This window comes from Streptomyces ortus (genome assembly GCF_026341275.1).
Lineage (GTDB): Bacteria > Actinomycetota > Actinomycetes > Streptomycetales > Streptomycetaceae > Streptomyces > Streptomyces ortus.
The window spans coordinates 15910-35034 of record NZ_JAIFZO010000001.1 but is presented as its reverse complement, the minus strand read 5'-3'; the positions used below and the strand labels follow the sequence as shown (position 1 = coordinate 35034).

Sequence of the window (19125 nt, the reverse complement as noted above, 5' to 3'; positions counted from 1 at the left end):
CGTGAGTGTGATCCACTGCCACCGCCCGAGTCCCCTTTCCTCGCATTCCGACACACCTCAGCCCCACCCTCCGGTAGGCCGCCCCGCACGCCGTTCGCGGAGGAGTGACTGTTTCCGTGCCCGGGTACCTGGGTCGGGCTGAACGGCGTAGAGAAAGGGACCGTCACGTGTGGAACGCCCTCGTCAGGGAGGCCGCCGCCGTCGGGCGTTCGGTGCGCAGCTGCTTCACCGAGTCCGGACCCGAGCGCGACACGGCGATCCAGTCCCTCAAGGCGGCGGGCGCCGCCCTGCTGGCCTGGGCGCTCGCCGGCTGGTGGTGGAACGCGCCGATGGCGCTGCTGGCCCCGTGGACCGCGCTGTTCCTGGTGCAGAGCACGGTCTACCGCTCGCTGCTGACCGCCTTGCAGCAGGTCGTGGTGGTCGTCACCGGCACCCTGCTCGCCACTGCCGCCCTCGCGCTGACCGGCGACACGATGGCCGCGATGGCGCTGGCCCTGCCGCTGACCGTGCTGCTCGGCAACTACACGCGGCTCGGCACGCAGGGCCTCTACGCGCCGACGGCCGCGCTGTTCGTCCTCGCCTACGGCTCCTACAGCGGCTTCGACATCCTGCACCGGCTGCTGGAGACCTTGCTCGGAGCGGCCATCGGAATCGCCGTGAACGCGACTGTCCTGCCGCCGGACCACGCCGGCCACGTCCGTCGGCTGCGCGCCCGACTGCCGCAGGACAGCGCCTCCTTGCTGTACGAGGTCGCCGACGGCATCGAGACGCCGTACGACGAGAAGCGGGCCCGCGGCTGGTACGACAGCGCGGTGCGGCTGGCCGACGTGGTGACGGAGCTGCGGACCGCGCGCCGGTGGTCGGACGAGAGCCGCCGCTTCAACCCGGGGCGCAGACTGCGCCGTTCGGCCGTGCCGCCGCCGGCCGCCGAATGGGACTTCACCTGGGACCGGATCACGGAGCACATCAGGGCGATCACGCGTTCGCTGTCCGAGGCGGTCTCGTACCCGGAGTCCGCACTCGGCGTGCAGAGCATCCTGTCGCCGCTCCTGCGGGCGGCCGGTGACGTCCTCGACTGCCGCAACGGCACGGCCGACGAGCGCCACCGGGCCCGCGAGGCGCTCAGGACGGCCCTCGCGGCGCACGGCCGGCTGGCCTCCGTGCTCGCGGACGACCGACGGGCGGTGGCGCCCGCACTCGGTGGTCTGACCGCGGACACCGAGCGGCTGCTGGACGACCTGAGCACGGTGGTCGACTCATGGGACGACGAGACCTCACCGGCCGACGCCTCGCGGACGGGCGCCTCACAGGCCGGCACTTCACCGTCCGGCACTTGACCGTCCGACCGGCGGGCGAACCGCCGGTGAGCGCGAGGGGCCGTCGGGAACGAGCCACCCGGCGCCCCGGCGGCTGGTGCGCAAAGGCCGAACCGGTCCAGCATGAGTCCGATCAGGGACGGTTACAGGGGACGAGACCTGCACTTACACTGACGTCCCGCAGCACACGTGTTTGACCAGCCAGGACCTGTCCGGTCGATCCGGCGAAGCGAGGAGCGACCCGTTGTTCTACTACGTTCTCAAGTACGTGATCCTGGGACCGCTGTTGCGGCTGGTCTTCCGGCCCCGGATCGAGGGTCTGGAACACGTACCGGCGAGGGGGGCGGCCATCGTCGCGGGCAATCACCTGTCGTTCTCGGACCACTTCCTGATGCCCGCGATCCTCAAGCGGCGCATCACGTTCCTCGCCAAGGCCGAGTACTTCACGGGCCCCGGCATCAAGGGCCGGCTGACGGCGTTCTTCTTCCGCAGCGCCGGACAGATCCCGGTGGACCGCTCCGGCAAGGAGGCGGGCAAGGCGGCGATCCGTGAAGGACTCGGCGTCCTGAGCAAGGAGGAACTGCTCGGCATCTACCCGGAGGGGACCCGCTCGCACGACGGCCGTCTCTACAAGGGCAAGGTCGGCGTCGCGGTGATGGCGCTCAGGGCCGAGGCGCCCGTCATCCCGTGCGCGATGATCGGCACCTTCGAGGCCCAGCCCCCCGGCCGGAAGATCCCCAAGATCCACCCGGTGGCGATCCGCTTCGGTGAACCCCTCGACTTCTCCCGCTACGCGGGCATGGAGAACGAGAAGGCGATCCTGCGCGCCATCACCGACGAGATCATGTACGCGATCCTCACCCTCTCCGAGCAGGAGTACGTGGACCGGTACGCGGCCGATGCGAAGGCGGAGGAAGCCGCCGAGAAGGCCGCGCTGGCGAAGAACCGCAAGTTCCCCCGCCTGCCCCAGCGTTGACCCTCGCGCCGTCGCGTCCCCCCGTGCCCGGGGCACCGGGACATTGAAGGGGGGGCGGCCGTCGGACGGCCGCCCCCCCTTTTTTTCGCCGTGGCCGGTTGCTACGGCTTGGGCGTGGCGTGCGGCGCGCACGTCACGTCGGCCGCGTCGACCTTGCCGGTGAGCAGGTAGGTGTCCACCTTCTCGTTGATGCACGGGTTGGTCAGCCCCGTCACGCCGTGCGAGCCCGCGTCCTTCTCGGTGATCAGACGGGAGCCCTTGAACCGCTTGTGCAGTTCGACGGCGCCGTCGTACGGGGTGGCGGCGTCACGGGTGGACTGCACGATCAGGACGGGCGGCAGGCCCTTGCCGGTCTTCACGTGCACCGGGGTCTGCTGCTTGGCGGGCCAGGTCGCGCACGGCAGGTTCAGCCAGGCGTTGGCCCACGTCATGAACGGGTAGTTCTTGTGCAGCTCGCTGTTGTCGCGGTCCCACTTCTTCCAGCTGGTGGGCCACTTGGCGTCGGTGCACTCGACGGCCGTGTAGACGGCGTTACCGTTCTCCGAGGCGATGTTGCCCGCGGTGTCGGTCAGGTCGGGCGCGGCGGCGTCGACGAGCGCCTGGGTGTCCCCGGCGACGTACTTGCTGAAGACGGTGGCGACCGGCACCCACGACGAGTCGTAGTAGGGCGCGCTCTGGAAGAAGCCGATGAGCTCGGCGGGGCCGACGACACCGCCGATGGGGTTCTTCTTGGCGGTGGCGCGCAGCTTCAGCCACTGGTCCTGGACCTTGGCCCGGGTGTCACCGAGGTGGAAGGCCGCGTCGTTCTTGGCGACCCAGTCCTGCCAGTCCTTCCAGCGCATCTCGAAGGCGACGTCCTGGTCGAGGTTGGCCTCGTACCAGATCTTCTCGCGCGACGGGTTGACGACGCTGTCCGCGATCATGCGGCGTACGTGGTTCGGGTAGAGCGTGCCGTAGACGGCGGCGATGTACGTGCCGTACGAGACACCGAGGAAGTTGAGCTTCTTCTCGCCGAGCGCGGCCCGGATGACGTCCAGGTCACGGACGGTGTTGGGAGTCGTCATCTGCGGCAGCATCTCGCCGCTGCGCTCGGCGCAGCCGTCCGCGTACTCGGCGGCGAGCTTGCGCTGGGCGCGCTTGTCGGCCTCGGAGTCCGGCACCGGGTCCATCTTGGGCGCCTTCACGAACTCCTGCGGGTCGATGCAGGAGATGGGTGCCGAGTGGCCGACACCGCGCGGGTCGAAGCCCACGAAGTCGTACGCCTTCGAGGTGTTCACCCACAGCGGGTTCTTGTTGGTGACCCGGGTCGGGAAGCGCAGTCCGGAGCCGCCGGGGCCGCCCGGGTTGTAGACGAGGGCGCCCTGGCGCTCCGCCTTGGTGCCCGTGTTGCCGATGCGGTCGACGGCCAGCTTGATCTTCTTGCCGTTGGGCTTCGCGTAGTCGAGCGGCACGGTGACCCAGCCGCACTGGATGGGCTTCGCGATCCCCCAGTCCGCCGGACAGTCCTGCCAGTCGATGCCGGCCTTGGCCGCGCGGGCGGCGGCGATCTCGGCGCCGCGTGTCTGGCTGACGTGACTGTTCTGACCGTGGCGGGATTCCGCGTTGGCCGTCGGGGCCGCGACGGCACCGGCTATGAGTGTCGCGGTGACGAGCGCTCCGGCCGAGCCGAACGCCGTCACCTTTCTCATACCTCTCAAGAGAGTTCTCCCCCTACTGTCGTCGTGGTCAGTACGGGGGATCCTTTCGGCTGTGAGGTACCTGAGGACAGGGGCGATGTGTCTTTTTTGCCAATCCGATAACCGGAACATCTCTGTCCGTTGAGCGGTGAGGTCACTTCGTGGGCGCTTCAGCCCAGTAGGCGCAGGGCTTCGTCGAGGGTGCGGCGCAGCTGGAGCGCGTCGGCGGCGACGGCGGTCACCAGGGCGCCCGGCCCGGCGAGCGGGGTGAGCGCGGCGTACTCCCCCAGCAGCCGCGGCTCGACCGGCCGCGTCGCGTACTCGGGCCGTACGACGAGGAGCTGGCCGAGCGCGCGATGCCCGCCGAGCACGGCGGGCCCGTCCCACCCACCGGGCGCCCCGGGCCCGCAGGAGAGCTCCTGGTCGAACAGCGGCCGTCCGCCGAGCAGGACGGTGAGCCGGCTGCTGAGCCGCCCGGGCTCCTCACCGGCACGCCCGAGCACCTGCTCCTCCCGCAGGGTGAGCCGCGCCCCGGCCGCGAGCTCGACCCGAGTGGCGAGGCGCAGATCGCTCCCCTCGGCGGAGATCAACTGCTCCGGGAGCCAGCACAGTTCACCCCCGTCATCGACTGTGAGACACACGTCGTAACGTGCTTCGCCCTTGGCCTGTCCCGGCAGTGCGAGGGTGGCGGCGGCCGAACCGACGTGCAGGCGCGCCCCTGCGGCCACCTCGGCCGTCACGGTGAAGTGATCACCGCCCAGCGGCCCGCTCATCGCACCGACCAGCATGACGCGGGCCTCGGAACCGCTCGCCCGCGTCCGCCGCAGGGCGAGCGGCCCCCCGCTCTCCAGGGTGGGGAGCGCGGTGCCGCCGCGCCCGTCCGGCCGGGCCCGGATCCGCGCGGCGGCCCGGACCCCGGACGTCACGCCGCCCACGCGGCAAGCCGCGCCCGCACCCACGCGGCGACGTCCTTGACCCCGTCCTCGGCGCGCAGCGACTGGAAGACGACCGGCAGTTCGGCCCGCTGCGCCTTCGCGTCGGCGGCCATCCGCCCGAGATCCGACCCGACGTAGGGCGCGAGGTCGGTCTTGTTCACCACGAGCAGGTCGGCGGTGGTGACCCCGGGCCCGCCCTTGCGCGGGATGTCGTCCCCGCCCGCGACGTCGATCACGAAGATCTGCGCGTCGACGAGCCCCTTGGAGAAGGTCGCCGTCAGGTTGTCGCCCCCCGACTCGACGAGGATCAGCTCCAGCGGCCCGACCTCGTCCTCCAGATCCTCGACCGCTTCGAGGTTCGCGGAGATGTCGTCCCGGATCGCCGTGTGCGGGCAGGCCCCGGTCTCGACGGCGGTGATCCGCTCGGGCGGCAGCACGGCTTCCCGCAACAGGAACTCGGCGTCCTCCCGCGTATAGATGTCGTTGGTGACCACGGCCAACGACCACTCGTCGCGCAGGGCCCGGCACAGCGCGGCCACGGTAGCGGTCTTCCCGGACCCCACGGGCCCCCCGAGCCCGATCCGCAGAGCCCGCCGCCGCCCATCGGCCCGATGAGCATCGGCACTCAGCGCAGAGCCCCCACCATGAATGTGATCCTGATCAAGATGCATGACTACAACTCCAAGTCTTGTCCCACAACCGACTCGCGACCCTCCAGCCGACTCACGACCCTTTCAGCCGACTCGCGCCCCTCTCAGCCCGTCCGCGAACACCTCAGCCTGTCCGGCGTTTGAGGACGAGCGCGCAGCGCGATACGGGGGGCGAGGGGGCGCAGCCCCCATGCAGTGACGGGAAGGGCAGGGGCGGCGGGGGCGAGGAAAACCCCTTACGACGCAAACAACCGCACGGCCCAAGCAGCATGCACCTCCCCCGACCTCCAACAGCGGAGCGCCCCCCGCCGGCAACACCCCCACCCCACCCCCCACCGCCTCCCGCGCCCCTCGACAGCCCGCCCCACGACGACATCGACCTCAGGAGCCAACCCCGCCAACACCCCCGTCGCCTCGAACGGATCAAGGCTCAGCAACCGCACCACCGCACTCGCCGGCCCACTGACACACTCGTACAAGGAGCAGTACGCCGCATCCTCCGCCCCGAGCCCGGCGGCCCGCGCGACCACCCCGAGCACCACCGGCTGATGCGCCCCCTTGGGAAACCGCCCCGCCAGCGCGTCGAGCTCGGCGGACGGCCAGGTCGCCCGCCCGGCCCGCATCAGCTGCCGCCCGAGCTTGCGCGCGGCGACCCGGAGAGCGGCCGAGGGCGTACGGGCGTCCGCGGCCCCGTCCAGCTCCACCGGATCGATCCCGAGCGCGGCAGCCGCGGCGAGGGAGGCGGCCACCAGCCCGGCCGTGTGCAACCGCCCCCGGCAGAACTCCTCCAGGTCCGCCGCCCCGGTGATCCGGCCGGCCTTGACCGCCGCCTCGGCCCCGCCGGAGTGGGCGTGCCCGCCGGCGGGAAACCGGCCGTCGGCCAGTACGAGCAGAGCAGCACGCGACATGACGAACCTCAGAACGCTGAGCCAGGATCGGACCGGGACCGGATGCCGAGGCCGGACGCCGGGGCCGATACAGGCCCCGGCATCCGCCCTCAGAACAGGAAATACCTCTGCGCCATGGGCAGTTCGGCCGCAGGCGTCGCCTCCACCAGCTCCCCGTCGATGGTGACGGCGAAGCTGTCGGGATCGACCCGTACCTGCGGCCGGGCGTCGTTCTCGCGCATGTCCGCCTTGGTCACCCCGCGTGTCGACTCGATCGGCACGAACCGCTTCCCGAGACCGAGCCGCTCCGGCAGCCCGTCCTCGATCGCGATGGGCGCCACGAAGTTGAACGAGTTCGAGGCGGGGGCCCGGCCGATCGCCCCGAACATGGGCCGCGGCAGGATCGGCTGAGGCGTGGGGATGGACGCGTTGGCGTCGCCCATCTGCGCGTACGCGATCTGCCCGCCCTTGACCACGAGATGCGGCTTGACCCCGAAGAACGCGGGTTCCCACAGCACGAGGTCGGCGAGCTTGCCGGTCTCCACCGACCCGATCTCACGGGCGAGACCCTGGGCGACGGCCGGGTTGATCGTGTACTTGGCGACATAGCGACGTACGCGGTGGTTGTCCGCGCGCCCGTCCCCCGGCAGCGCCCCCCGGCGCCGCTTCATGACGTGCGCGGTCTGCCAGGTCCGCATGATGACCTCGCCGACGCGTCCCATCGCCTGGGCGTCGGAGGAGATGATCGAGATCGCGCCGAGGTCGTGCAGGATGTCCTCGGCGCCGATCGTGGTGGGCCGGATCCGGGACTCCGCGAAGGCCAGGTCCTCCGGCACGGCGGCGTTCAGGTGGTGGCAGACCATAAGCATGTCGAGGTGTTCCTCGGCGGTGTTGACGGTGTAGGGCCGGGTCGGGTTGGTCGAACTGGGCAGCACATGCGCCTCGGAGACCACGGTCATGATGTCCGGCGCGTGCCCGCCCCCCGCACCCTCCGTGTGGTACGCGTGGATCGTGCGCCCCGCGATGGCGGCGAGCGTGTCGGCGACGAACCCGGCCTCGTTGAGGGTGTCCGTGTGGATGGCGATCTGCGCGCCGGTGCGGTCCGCGACGGTGAGCGCGGCGTCGATGACGGCGGGCGTGGAGCCCCAGTCCTCGTGGAGCTTGAGGCCGAGCGCGCCCCCGCGCAGCTGCGACAGCATCGCCTCCTCGGAGACGGTGTTGCCCTTGCCGAGCAGCCCGAAGTTGAGGGGGTACTGCTCCATCGCCTCCAGCATCCGGGCGAGGTGCCAGGGGCCGGGCGTGACGGTCGTCGCCTTGGACCCCTCGGCCGGTCCGGTTCCGCCGCCCACGAGGGTGGTGATCCCGGAGGCCAGCGCCTCGTCCGCGATCTGCGGGCAGATCAGATGCACATGGGCGTCGATGGCGCCGGCCGTCAGGATGCGGCCGTTGCCCGCGATGATCTCGGTCTCCGGGCCGATGACCAGGTCCGGGTGGACGCCGTCCATGGTGTCGGGGTTCCCGGCCTTGCCGATGCCGGTGATCCGGCCGTCGCGGATGCCCACGTCGGCCTTGATGATCCCCCAGTGGTCGACGATCACCGCACCCGTGACGACGGTGTCCGGGGTGCCGTCGGCGCGCGTAGCCCGGGCCTGCCCCATGGACTCCCGAATGACCTTGCCGCCGCCGAACACGGCCTCGTCGCCCGCGCGTCCGGGCCCGCCGGAGCGGTCCTCCTCGATCTCGATCAGGAGGTCGGTGTCGGCGAGCCGGATCCGGTCGCCGGTGGTGGGGCCGAACAGGTCGGAGTAGGCGGCACGAGAGATCTCAGGCATCGAGGGGTCCTCCGGTCTCGCCGCGCAGCCCCGGCACGACGCGGGCGCCGGCGATCGGAACAAGTTCGACTTCCACGGGGATGCCGGGCTCGAAGCGCACGGCGGTGCCGGCGGCGACGTTGAGCCGGAGGCCGCGTGCGGCGGCGCGGTCGAAGTCGAGGCCGGGGTTCGCCTCGGCGAAGTGGTAGTGGGAGCCGACCTGGACGGGCCGGTCGGCGGCGTTCAGGACGGTGAGCCGGGTGACGGGGAGGCCTTCGTTGAAGGCGACCGGCCCGTCGGCGAACAGGATCTCTCCGGGAATCATGGCTGCCGCTCCCCCGTCAGACGATCGGGTCGTGGACGGTGACGAGCTTGGTGCCGTCGGGGAAGGTCGCCTCGACCTGTACGTCGTGGATCATCTCGGGGATGCCCTCCATGACGTCCTCGCGGGTGAGGATCTGGCGGCCGGAGGCCATGAGTTCGGCCACCGTGCGGCCGTCCCTGGCTCCTTCGAGGATGTGCGAGGTGATCAGGGCGACGGCCTCGGGGTGGTTCAGCCGCAGCCCCCGGGCCCGGCGCTTCTCGGCCACGTCGGCGGCCACATGGATGAGCAGCCTCTCCTGCTCGTGCGGCGTCAGTTGCACGGCTCTCCACCTCACAGTCCTCGCTCCGGACCGTGCGGGGTCCGGCTGCCGCAGCCACCATGCCGGATCCGACCGCAGTACGTATCTGCCGTGACTGCGGCCCGCGGCCGGAACGCACGCCTCGACGCGCCTTCCGCCCCGAAAACCCCTGGTGACGTGGTGGTGCAGGCTAGTTGCGCAGAGTTTCAGACACGTTAACCGCCCCGGAGGACGGCGCGGTCGGCCGCAGGCGCCCCGCATGGGGCCCAGTCGCTAAAACGAACGATCCTTCTTCTTAACGCGCCCCCTCCGAATCGCGAATCGAGGAAAAAGCATGTCCGCCGACACGTCCGCCACGCCGCGCACGCCAACTTCCGGGTCCACGCCATCGGCGGCGGCGGCCGCGTCGGCACAGCACACTTCGCCGCAGCCGTCGCACCGCCGCGACATCGCAGCCGTCGTCCTGCTGGTCCCGGCCCTGGCGGCCCTCGCCCTGTGGGCCTTCGCCTGGCCCGCGGCCCGTACCGCTCCCCGTGACCTGCCGCTCGGCGTGGCGGGCCCGGGGACCGCGACCGCCCAGGTGCAGAAGCGACTGGAGACCCACGAGGGCGCCTTCGAGATCCACCGCTACGCCGACGAGGCCGCCGCCCGGGACGCCATCGAGGACCGGACCGTATACGGCGCGGTCGTCGTCACCGAGCGGGGCCCCAAACTGCTCACCGCCTCGGCGGCGAGCCCACTCGTGGCGCAGACGCTCCAGCAGGCCGTGACGCAGCGGGCGGACGGCGCCGCGATGGAGACCGTCGACGTCGTGCGCGATTCCCCGCGTTCCTAGGCGAGCGACGGCCGGGCGAGTCACCCACCGACCCCGGACCGGGGCTCGGGTGCGCGGTTCCCCGCGCCCCTGGGTGAGTGGTCGGTGAGGCGGGCTTCCGGCTGGGGGGGTGGGGAACTTGATATGTGCCGTCGGGCGTCCCACCTGGGGGCGCGGGGAACTGCGCACCCGAGCCCCACCGGACCGCACCCCCGGACTGACCCCACCCACCCCAGGGCCGTAGGGAACCGCCCCCCGACGGACCTCGGACCTACGACGCCCCCGACCCCGACGCTCCGCCGCGATCCCGAACCTCTGCCGTTCGGCGGTCGCGGGACCGGGTGCCGGCCCGCCCACCCCGGACACCGAGCTGACCACCCGCTCGTCCCCCACCGCGTCCAGCTTCTCAAGCCGCTCCAGGTCGGCCGCGGACACCAGGGCGACGAGGGGCTTTCCGTGACGCGTCACCACGACGCGTTCCGCGCCGTACACCACGCGGTTGATCAGGTCGGCGAGCTCAGCCCTGGCTTGCGTCACCGGAATCTCGTAGGCCATGCTCCCCATCATAACGTCATGTACGTCCTGTACATTTTTTACAGAACCTCTTCCGGAGGAGGCGTATGCCGTGACCCGACAGCCCGCACGACCGTCCACCCGGCAGGCGCTGGAGTGCCGCCCGGCCGACCGACCGGATCGCCCCCAGCCGCGGAACCACCCTCTGCGCATCCCGCGCGTCCCGTACCGCCGACACACCCGGCGCGGGGTGAGCCGTCGATGCCGCCCCCCGAACTGCCCCCGCTGCCGGCCCTGACGCGGGCCGAGGGCGAGTTGATCGACCGCTATCTGGAGGTGGTCGACCTGCTCGGCCGGATCAATCCGGCCCACTCCGGCGACACCTACCGCGGACTGCGCGCGGCCCAGGCGCTGGTGAGCAGGGCCGCCGCGCTGCGCGACGCCCTGACGCTGATGCACCAGCGGGGAGAACACGAGCTGCACGCCGCAACCCTGACCCGGGCCCTGCGCGTCCTCGACGGTGAGCGCAGGGCGGCCCGGGTCGCCCTGCCGCCCGGCTCCGACACCTGACGTACACCCACCGCCCCGGCCTCACGCAGGCACTTGACGAGGCGTCCGCACCAGAGTTGAAACGGACCAGAAGAGGTACCCCCGGTTGGCGTAGCCGGACCCGCTCCCACCGGCCCCCGGGAGTTGCGCAACGCGCGTACCTCCGGGGTGGAATCAACCATTCCGGTGCTGGTGCGGGGGTCCTTGAGGTAGTCGACGCCCACCCGTAGAAAGGGCTGTCCACCCGAACGGGTGAGTGGTGAGTAAGACCACAAATCGCCGATTCCGCTCGGCTTTTGGGACATCAGTGCGTCAAGATCCCTGCGACGACAAGCCCCCGCCACAAGCGGCGGGGCGGTCCGGGCGGACGCCGAGTCCTGCCGCTGCCCGGATGACCGGTCGACAGAAGTGCATCGGCAGGAGTGGAGGACCCAGGCACGACGGGCCGCCGGAGAGATCCGAGTGGCCCTTGGGGTGAAGCCGCAGCAGCGGCCGGGCAACTTCGCCAGCCCGAATCCGACAGGTCATCCTTCACAGGCGGCTGACGAAGGGTTGCGCATGACTGCGCTCAATCGTGTCCCGTCGCTGTTCAGCAGGGCCGGTACCGCATCGGTCCTGACCATCGCCGCCGTCGGCGGCGGCATAGTGGCCCCCGGCTTCGCGGCCGAAGCGGAAGCGGCCACTCCCGCGACGAAGGCACTCAAGGTGGCGGCCTCCAAGAAGGGCTCCCCGTACAAGTACGGGGCCGTGGGGCCCAAGCGCTTCGACTGCTCCGGCCTCACGCTGTACTCGTTCAAGAAGGCGGGCAAGAAGCTGCCGCGCACGGCCGCGGCCCAGTACAACAAGACGAACCACGTCTCCTCCTCGAACCGCAAGCAGGGGGACCTGGTCTTCTTCCACTCGGGCCGGAACGTCTACCACGTGGGCATCTACGCCGGTAAGGGACGCATCTGGCACTCCCCGAAGACCGGGGACGTGGTGAAGCTCCAGAAGATCTGGACGAAGAGCGTCTGGTACGGCCGGGTCAGGTGATCCGCGCACGGGGTGGCCGCGGCGAGCGCCGCGGCCACCCCGTGCGGGACCCGGCCGTGCCGCCCCCCATGAGGGGCCCCGCCGGACGCGTGATTTCGGCGGCTGAATGGTTACTCGTTCACTCATGGCCGATCCGCACCACCACGAGGAGCGCAACGAGACCCGTCTTGAGCGCGCCGACCGGAACTTCCTCGAACTGCTCCAGGAGCTTCGGGTCACCCAGACGGGCGTCCAGATCCTCTTCGCCTTCCTGCTGACCCTCGCCTTCACCCCGCGGTTCCCGTCCCTCGACGCCGTGCAGCGCACCACGTATGTCGTGACTCTGCTGCTCTCGGTGCTGGCCGCCGCCCTCTTCGTGACCCCCGCGGCCCTGCACCGCCGGCTGTTCCGGCAGGGCGCCAAGCCGCAGGTGGTGAATGTGTCGTCCCGCCTCGCGCAGGCCGGTCTGGCGGTGCTCGCGCTCGCGCTGGCCGGTTCCGTACTGCTCGTGGTGGACGTGGCGGTGGACCGGACCGAGGGGATCGTGGCCGGGGCGACCACTCTGCTTCTCTGCGTCGGTCTGTGGGAGGTCCTGCCGTACCTGCTGAAGCGGGCCATCAACAAGACCCTGGACGACTGACGCTCCACCGGGCGTCAGTCCGGGGCCCCGGTCGTGGGTCAGTCGGCGGCCGGAACCGGCTGTGCCGGCGCCGTCCAGGGCAGCGTGATCGACACGGTCTTTCCGCCCTCCCTGGTGGGCCGGACCGTGAGCTTGCCTCCGGATTCCGCGGTCAGCCAGCGGATGATCACCATGCCCCGGCCGTTGTCCTGCTGGACGGCGGCCGGCAGTCGCTTCGGAAAGCGCGGATGGCTGTCGGTCACCCCGATGCGCAGTTGTTCGTCACGGTCGAGCTCGATGTCCACCGTGAAGGTGGGTGACAGCCCGAAGGTGTGCTGTACCGCGTTCGTGGCGAGTTCGGAGACGATGAGCCGTACCGTGTCAGCGGTCTCCGAGTCGGACGGCAGTCCCCATTCGGCCAGGACGTCGGTGACATACGTACGGGCGGCGGAGACCGAGGCGGGATCGCTCGGCAGCGTGACGGATGCTTCCTGGTGATCTGCCATGCGACGTCGTCCCTTTCCCACGGGACCGGGGTCCGACCGAAGCGGATGACTTCGGGACGGTCCCGGACTGGTGCTTGCGCCAGAGTGCCACTACCTCGGCGTTCACGGTGCCGATCCACCAAGATATGCATATATCTGTCGCTCGAAGCGGTGAACTCTGCGACCGTCGACCGTATTTGGGCGGGCGACTGGTTTGTCCTCTACCGTCGGCGTGACGCCGGGCGCCCCAGCGCCCGCGCGACGGTCGGAAGGAGACGGCCATGCGGTACGGCCCCGCGGTGCGCAGACGCAAGCTCGGCGCCCAACTGCGCGCCCTGCGCGCCCACGCGGGCCTCACGAGCGGTGAGGCGGCGCGTCTGGTGGGCTGGCACCAGTCGAAGGTAAGCCGGATCGAGACCGGCCGCAGCGGGGTCAAGCCCGCTGACGTACGGCGGCTCTTGGACGCGTACGACGTCCGGGACCCGGAACTGCACGAGTTGCTGGTCGTGCTGGCGGGCTCGGACGGCGACGGCCGGCGCCACTGGTGGCACGCCTACCGGGGCCTCCTGCCGTCGACGTACAGCGATTTCATCAGTCTGGAGGCGCAGGCGGACTCGATGCGCACGCTGGAGAACTCCGTGGTGCCGGGCCTGCTGCAGACACCGGAGTACGCACGCGAGGTGACGCGTGCGGTGGTGGGCGGGACGCACGGTGGCAAGGTGGACACCCTCGTGGAGGTGCGCCTCGCACGTCAGGCCGTGCTGCGTTCGAACAAACCGCTCCGGCTGAGTGCCGTTCTGGACGAAGCGGTGCTACGGCGGAACGTAGGCGGACCCGAGGTCATGGCAGGGCAGATGGCCTGGCTGCAGGAGGCCGCACGCCTCCCTCACGTGCGGATTCAGGTGCTGCCGTTCGGAGTTGGGGCGCACATCGGAGTCTCAGGCCCCTTTGTTATTTTTTCGTTTACGAACAGATCTGATCTGGATGTGGTTGTTCTCGACCACTTGACGAGTAGCCTTTATCTCGAACAGAAGGACGACCTCCAGTTGTACGAGGCGGCCTTCGACTCGGCCCGAGGCCAGGCCCTTTCGCCCGGGGACACATTGGACTTCATCGCCGGTCTGGCTGACGGCGCATAAGGAGGCACCATGCCCGCCCCGCGTCGGTACGTACCTTCCAGCACGCGTCCCAGCGGTCGGCTGCGCGGTGTGCGATGGCAGCGCAGCAGCCGCAGCACCGGTATGAACAACTGCGTCGAGACGGCCCGGCCGGACTCCGGTCCCTGGGCCGGACTGCTCGCGGTGCGCGACTCCAAGAACGCGTCGGGCCCCGCCCTCGTCTTCGCCCCGGCGGCCTGGGAAGGCTTTATCGACGCGCTTCGGTGAGTACGTTGACGGCCCGGTCGAGCTGCTCGTCGGTGAGATCCGCCCGGGCCGTCAGCCGCAGCCGGGATACGCCGTCCGGCACCGAAGGGGGGCGGAAGCAGCCGACGGCCAGCCCCGCGGCACGGCACCGCGCGGCCCAGCGCAGCGCCTGCTCCGGGGAGGGGGCGCGTACGGAGACGACCGCGGCGTCGGGCCGTACGGCTTCGAGGCCCTCGGCCGTCAGGCGTTCGTACAGCGCGGTGGCCACCGCACGCGCGCGTGCGGCCCGCTGCGGTTCCCCGCGCAGCAGACGCAGGGCCGCGAGGGCCGCGCCCGCCGCCGCGGGGGCCAGACCCGTGTCGAAGATGAAGGTGCGGGCCGCGTTCACCAGGTGGTCGATGACGTGGGCCGGTCCGAGGACGGCACCGCCCTGGCTGCCGAGCGACTTGGACAGGGTGACGGTGGTGACGACGTCGGGCGCGCCCGCGAGCCCCGCCGCCCACGCGGCGCCCCGCCCGCCCTCGCCGACGACGCCCAGCCCGTGCGCGTCGTCCAGGAGCAGCCCCGCCCCGGACCTGCCGGACGCACCGGACGCACCGGGCTCACGGGTCCCGTCGGCCTCTCCGGGGGGCGTGCCCGCTTCGCGGCAGGCGGCGGCCAGGGCCCGCAGTGGGGCCGCGTCGCCGTCCACCGAGAAGACCGTGTCGGAGACGACGATCGCGGGTCCGGTGCGCGTGTCCAGCGCCTTGCGGACCGCGTCCGGGTCGGCGTGGGCGACGACCTGGGTGGTGCCCCGTGCGAGACGGCAGCCGTCGATCAGCGAGGCGTGGTTGCCCGCGTCGGAGACGATGAGCGAGCCGTGCGGCGCGAGCGCGGTGACGGCGGCGAGGTTGGCCGCGTAGCCGGAGGAGAGGACGAGGGCTGCCTCGAAGCCGCAGAACTCGGCCAGTTCGAGTTCGAGTTCGGCGTGCAGTTCCGTGGAACCGCTGACGAGCCGGGAGCCGGTGGCGCCGGCGCCCCAGGTCCTGGCGGCCCGCGCGGCGCCCTCCGTGACCTCGGGGTGCCGGGCCAGGCCCAGGTAGTCGTTCCCGGCGAGGTCGAGGAGCGCGGAGTCCGCGGGGCGCGGGCGCAGGGTACGGACGAGTCCGGCGCGGGCACGCGCCCGTGCCTGCTCCTCGATCCACTCGAACGGCGATCGGGGCATGTGTCCTCCGGCCATGAGGGGGTGTGGGTGCGGGTGTCCCGTGGGGCCCCGACACACGACGTTCAGCCCGGCCGTCCCGCCTGCCCTGTGCGGACAACGCACAGCCGCCTTTTGTAGGCAACGCACAGACCATAGCCGGACCACCAGCCACCCATGATGTGGCAATGCCCACACGTCGGCCGCTCTCTGTTGTCCGGTTCCTCCTTGGCCCGGTGCGGTCGGATAGGCCAGGATCGGACCTCATGGACCTGCTGAACACGCTGCTGGACAAGGGGCTTCGGCGCGAGCTGCCGACCCGCGACGAGGCGCTGGCCGTGCTGGCCACCTCCGACGACGAACTCCTCGATGTGGTGGCCGCGGCCGGCAGGGTACGCCGGCAGTGGTTCGGCCGACGGGTGAAGCTCAACTACCTCGTCAACCTCAAGTCGGGTCTGTGCCCCGAGGACTGCTCCTACTGCTCGCAGCGGCTCGGTTCGAAGGCCGAGATCCTCAAGTACACCTGGCTGAAGCCCGACCAGGCGTCCGAGGCGGCGGCTGCGGGCCTCGCGGGCGGCGCCAAGCGGGTGTGTCTGGTGGCGAGCGGACGCGGTCCCACCGACCGTGACGTCGACCGGGTCTCGGACACCATCAAGGCCATCAAGGACCAGAACGAGGGCGTCGAGGTCTGCGCCTGTCTCGGCCTCCTCTCGGACGGCCAGGCCGAGCGGCTGCGCGACGCGGGGGCCGACGCCTACAACCACAACCTCAACACGTCCGAGGGAACGTACGGGGACATCACCACCACCCACACGTACGCCGACCGGGTGGACACGGTCCGGAAGGCCCACGCGGCGGGGCTGTCCGCCTGCTCCGGTCTGATCGCGGGCATGGGGGAGAGCGACGAGGACCTCGTCGACGTCGTCTACGCGCTGCGGGCCCTCGACCCCGACTCGGTCCCGGTCAACTTCCTGATCCCCTTCGAGGGCACCCCGCTCGCCAAGGAGTGGAACCTCACCCCGCAGCGGTGTCTGCGCATCCTCGCGATGGTGCGGTTCGTCTGCCCGGACGTCGAGGTGCGGATCGCGGGCGGTCGCGAGGTCCATCTCCGGACGATGCAGCCCCTCGCCCTGCACCTCGCCAACTCGATCTTCCTCGGCGACTACCTCACCAGTGAGGGCCAGGCGGGCAAGGCGGACCTGGACATGATCGCGGACGCCGGTTTCGAGGTGGAGGGCACGGGCGAGGTGACGCTCCCGGAGCACCGGGCCACCGCGCACGCCGGATGCGGCTCGCACACGGGCGCGAGTGCCGAGGCGGGCGCCGACGCGGGCGCGGGGTGCGGTTCGCACGGGGGCGGTGGTTGCGGTCCCTGCGGCTCGACCGTGCGGGAGGCGGCCCCCGAGGAGCTGGTCCAGGAGGCCGCGCGGGGCTCCGAGGCGCGCACGGACCTGGTCGCGGTACGCCGTCGGGGCGCCGGAACGGATCTCGCACCCAATGCCTGAGCTGCTCCCGCCCGGCTCCGCCCTGGATGCCGGGGCCGCCGATCAGGTCCGTGAGCTGCTCGAACTCGACCGGCGGCACGTGTGGCATCCGTACGGGCCGATGCCGGGGCGACAGGAGCCGATCGTCGTGGAGTCGGCGAGCGGGGTGCGGCTGCGGCCGGCCGGCGGAGGCGACGAGCTGATCGACGGCATGTCGTCCTGGTGGTCCGCGATCCACGGGTACAACCACCCGGTCCTCAACGAGGCGGCGCGCGACCAGCTCGGCCGGATGAGCCATGTGATGTTCGGCGGGCTCACGCACGAGCCCGCCGTACGACTGGCGAAGCGCCTTGTCGACATGTCGCCCGAAGGGCTTGAGCATGTCTTCCTGGCCGACTCCGGCTCGGTGTCCGTCGAGGTCGCCGTCAAGATGTGTCTGCAGCACTGGCGTTCGCTCGGCCGTCCGGGCAAGCAGCGGCTGCTGACCTGGCGGGGCGGCTATCACGGCGACACCTGGCAGCCGATGTCGGTGTGCGATCCCGAGGGCGGGATGCACGAGCTGTGGCAGGGCGTGCTCCACCGTCAGGTCTTCGCCGACGCGCCACCGGTCGCGTACGAGGAGGAGTACGCCGAACACGTACGCGCGCTGATCGAGCGGCACGCGGACGAGCTGGCGGCGGTGATCGTGGAGCCGGTGGTGCAGGGCGCGGGCGGGATGCGGTTCCACTCCCCCGCGTATCTGCGGGTGCTGCGCGAGGCGTGCGACGCGCATGACGTGCTGCTCGTGTTCGACGAGATCGCGACGGGTTTCGGGCGTACCGGGGCGTTGTTCGCGGCGGAGCACGCGGGCGTGACCCCGGATGTGATGTGCGTCGGCAAGGCGCTGACCGGCGGGTATCTGACGATGGCGGCGACGCTGTGCACCTCGCGGGTCGCGGAGGGCATCTCCCGGGGCGAGGTGCCGGTCCTCGCGCACGGCCCGACCTTCATGGGCAATCCTCTCGCCGCGGCGGTGGCCTGTGCCTCGATCGACCTTCTCCTCGGCCAGGACTGGCGGACCGAGGTCAAGCGGATCGAGTCGGGGCTGCGGGAGGGGCTCGCGCCGGCGGCCGAACTGCCGGGGGTCCGGGACGTACGCGTCCTCGGTGCCATCGGGGTGGTGCAGTTGGACCACGAGATCGACATGGCGGCGGCGACCCGGGCGGCGGTGCGCGCGGGTGTGTGGCTGCGCCCGTTCCGGGACCTCGTCTACACGATGCCGCCGTACGTCACCGGTGACGCCGATCTGGCGCGGATCACGGCGGCCGTGTGCGCGGCGGCACGGGAGGGCTGAGATGACGGTATGGGTGATCACGGGGACCGGCACGGAGGTCGGGAAGACCGTCACGACGGCCGCCGTCGCCGCGGCGGCCGTCGCGGCCGGGCGGTCGGTGGCGGTGCTCAAGCCCGCGCAGACGGGGGTGCTGCCGGGTGAGCCCGGGGACGCCGAGGAGGTGGCGCGGCTCGCGGGGGCGGTCACGGCCGTCGAACTGGCCCGCTATCCCGAGCCGTTGGCGCCCGCCACGGCCGCCCGGCGCGCCGGGCTCGCGCCGGTGCGGCCCGAGCGGGTGGCGGAGGCCGCGGCGAAGCTGGCCGCCGGGCACGATCTCGTGCTGGTGGAGGGCGCGGGCGGGCTGCTCGTACGGTTCGACGACGAGGGCGGCACGCTCGCGGACGCGGCGCGGTTGTTGGGGGCGCCCGTGGTGGTGGTCGCGTCGGCCGGGCTGGGGACGCTGAACACGACGGAGCTGACGGGGCGGGAGCTGCGGTCGCGCGGGCTCGACCTGCTCGGCGTCGTGATCGGCAGCTGGCCGGACGAGCCGGATCTGGCGTCGCGCTGCAACGTCGTGGATCTTCCGGTGGTGGCGGGGGCGGGGTTGCTCGGCGCGTTGCCCGCGGGGGCGGGTGGGGTTCCGGTGGCGGCCTTCCGCGCCGCGGCGGGTGGGTGGTTGGCGCCGGAGCTGGGGGGGACGTGGGACGCGGACGGGTTCGTGGCCGAGCACGCGGGGGCGTGAAGGGGGCCGGCGTGCGGTCGGGCGCCGCCCGTTGCGCAGTTCCCCGCGCCCCTAACTGTCTCTAACAAAAGCCGTTGATCATGTGACTATCGGTGCGGTCTGTCGTTGGTCTGGTCGTGGGGAAACGTCAGTCGCGACCGTGGATCGTGTCGGATGAACTGTGGGCACTGATCGAGCC

The 19125-nt window shown here is 71.4% G+C and carries 18 protein-coding genes, 3 pseudogenes and 1 riboswitch; of the genes and pseudogenes, 11 read left to right on the top strand and 10 right to left on the bottom strand.

Going from position 1 to position 19125, the window contains the following annotated elements; all coding sequences use genetic code 11:
- Positions 1–167 precede the first annotated feature (167 nt).
- Together K3769_RS00200 and K3769_RS00195 are read left to right on the top strand one after the other, a co-directional pair.
- Positions 168–1337: an aromatic acid exporter family protein gene (locus K3769_RS00200; RefSeq protein WP_267024345.1), complete on the top strand. Its 1170-nt coding sequence runs from the start codon at positions 168–170 to the stop codon at positions 1335–1337.
- A gap of 223 nt (positions 1338–1560) precedes the next feature.
- On the top strand, positions 1561–2292 hold the full coding sequence (locus K3769_RS00195; protein WP_267024344.1) for a lysophospholipid acyltransferase family protein: 732 nt from the start codon (positions 1561–1563) through the stop codon (positions 2290–2292).
- A 101-nt stretch (positions 2293–2393) separates the two neighbouring features.
- Here the strand turns inward: K3769_RS00195 and K3769_RS00190 are convergent, their stop codons facing one another.
- The 7 genes and pseudogenes from K3769_RS00190 to K3769_RS00160 form a co-directional block, all read right to left on the bottom strand.
- Positions 2394–3980, bottom strand: a complete 1587-nt coding sequence (locus K3769_RS00190) for an alpha/beta hydrolase (RefSeq protein ID WP_267024343.1) — start codon at positions 3978–3980, stop codon at positions 2394–2396.
- 158 nt (positions 3981–4138) lie between these two features.
- A complete protein-coding gene (locus K3769_RS00185) occupies positions 4139–4903 on the bottom strand; it encodes an urease accessory protein UreD (protein WP_267024342.1) in 765 nt (254 codons plus the stop codon).
- Positions 4891–5574 carry an urease accessory protein UreG gene (gene ureG, locus K3769_RS00180; protein ID WP_267024341.1) on the bottom strand — a complete coding sequence of 228 codons (684 nt, stop codon included), beginning with the start codon at positions 5572–5574 and terminating at the stop codon, positions 4891–4893. The genes K3769_RS00185 and ureG overlap by 13 nt, the downstream gene beginning before the upstream one ends.
- Positions 5575–5789: 215 nt before the next feature.
- Positions 5790–6461 (bottom strand): annotated as a pseudogene (locus tag K3769_RS00175) (urease accessory protein UreF).
- A gap of 89 nt (positions 6462–6550) precedes the next feature.
- Positions 6551–8272 carry an urease subunit alpha gene (locus K3769_RS00170; RefSeq protein ID WP_267024340.1) on the bottom strand — a complete coding sequence of 574 codons (1722 nt, stop codon included), beginning with the start codon at positions 8270–8272 and terminating at the stop codon, positions 6551–6553.
- Positions 8265–8576, bottom strand: a complete 312-nt coding sequence (locus tag K3769_RS00165) for an urease subunit beta (RefSeq protein ID WP_267024339.1) — start codon at positions 8574–8576, stop codon at positions 8265–8267. The genes K3769_RS00170 and K3769_RS00165 overlap by 8 nt, the downstream gene beginning before the upstream one ends.
- A 16-nt stretch (positions 8577–8592) precedes the next feature.
- Positions 8593–8895: an urease subunit gamma gene (locus K3769_RS00160; RefSeq protein ID WP_267024338.1), complete on the bottom strand. Its 303-nt coding sequence runs from the start codon at positions 8893–8895 to the stop codon at positions 8593–8595.
- Positions 8896–9208: 313 nt separating this feature from the next.
- On the opposite strand from K3769_RS00160, the pseudogene K3769_RS00155 reads away from it, so the two are divergent.
- A pseudogene (locus K3769_RS00155) lies at positions 9209–9688 on the top strand (ABC transporter permease); the annotation flags it as partial.
- 279 nt (positions 9689–9967) lie between these two features.
- On the opposite strand, the pseudogene K3769_RS00150 reads toward K3769_RS00155, so the two are convergent.
- Positions 9968–10243: pseudogene (locus K3769_RS00150) on the bottom strand (type II toxin-antitoxin system Phd/YefM family antitoxin); the annotation flags it as partial.
- Between the two features lie 219 nt (positions 10244–10462).
- On the opposite strand from K3769_RS00150, the gene K3769_RS00145 reads away from it, so the two are divergent.
- The 3 genes from K3769_RS00145 (at position 10463) to K3769_RS00135 (ending at position 12401) form a co-directional block, all read left to right on the top strand.
- On the top strand, positions 10463–10771 hold the full coding sequence (locus K3769_RS00145) for a hypothetical protein (protein ID WP_267024337.1): 309 nt from the start codon (positions 10463–10465) through the stop codon (positions 10769–10771).
- Positions 10772–11149: 378 nt separating this feature from the next.
- Positions 11150–11305, top strand: a riboswitch (cyclic di-AMP (ydaO/yuaA leader).
- 3 nt (positions 11306–11308) lie between these two features.
- The gene (locus tag K3769_RS00140; protein ID WP_267024336.1) at positions 11309–11782 is read left to right on the top strand and encodes a C40 family peptidase; all 474 of its coding nucleotides are present in this window, start codon (positions 11309–11311) and stop codon (positions 11780–11782) included.
- Between the two features lie 124 nt (positions 11783–11906).
- On the top strand, positions 11907–12401 hold the full coding sequence (locus tag K3769_RS00135) for a DUF6328 family protein (RefSeq protein WP_267024335.1): 495 nt from the start codon (positions 11907–11909) through the stop codon (positions 12399–12401).
- Positions 12402–12439: 38 nt separating this feature from the next.
- Here K3769_RS00135 and K3769_RS00130 read toward each other — a convergent pair whose 3' ends face one another.
- Positions 12440–12886 (bottom strand): ATP-binding protein, encoded by a 447-nt coding sequence (locus tag K3769_RS00130; RefSeq protein ID WP_267024334.1) that lies wholly within the window; start codon positions 12884–12886, stop codon positions 12440–12442.
- A gap of 260 nt (positions 12887–13146) precedes the next feature.
- Between K3769_RS00130 and K3769_RS00125 the strand changes: the two genes are divergently transcribed.
- Positions 13147–14004 (top strand): helix-turn-helix domain-containing protein, encoded by an 858-nt coding sequence (locus K3769_RS00125; protein ID WP_267024333.1) that lies wholly within the window; start codon positions 13147–13149, stop codon positions 14002–14004.
- A gap of 9 nt (positions 14005–14013) precedes the next feature.
- A complete protein-coding gene (locus tag K3769_RS00120; protein ID WP_267024332.1) occupies positions 14014–14250 on the top strand; it encodes a DUF397 domain-containing protein in 237 nt (78 codons plus the stop codon).
- Here the strand turns inward: K3769_RS00120 and K3769_RS00115 are convergent.
- On the bottom strand, positions 14231–15433 hold the full coding sequence (locus K3769_RS00115) for an 8-amino-7-oxononanoate synthase (RefSeq protein WP_267024331.1): 1203 nt from the start codon (positions 15431–15433) through the stop codon (positions 14231–14233). The genes K3769_RS00120 and K3769_RS00115 overlap by 20 nt on opposite strands.
- A 242-nt stretch (positions 15434–15675) precedes the next feature.
- Between K3769_RS00115 and bioB the strand changes: the two genes are divergently transcribed.
- From bioB to bioD, 3 genes are read left to right on the top strand one after another with little or no spacing between them, the layout of a single operon-like run.
- Positions 15676–16914, top strand: coding sequence for a biotin synthase BioB (gene bioB / locus K3769_RS00110; protein WP_267024330.1), 1239 nt, complete (start codon positions 15676–15678; stop codon positions 16912–16914).
- Complete coding sequence (locus K3769_RS00105) at positions 16907–18226, top strand: adenosylmethionine--8-amino-7-oxononanoate transaminase (protein WP_267024329.1); 1320 nt, start codon at positions 16907–16909, stop codon at positions 18224–18226. The genes bioB and K3769_RS00105 overlap by 8 nt, the downstream gene beginning before the upstream one ends.
- A 1-nt stretch (position 18227) precedes the next feature.
- A complete protein-coding gene (bioD, locus tag K3769_RS00100; RefSeq protein WP_267024328.1) occupies positions 18228–18947 on the top strand; it encodes a dethiobiotin synthase in 720 nt (239 codons plus the stop codon).
- Positions 18948–19125: the final 178 nt, after the last annotated feature.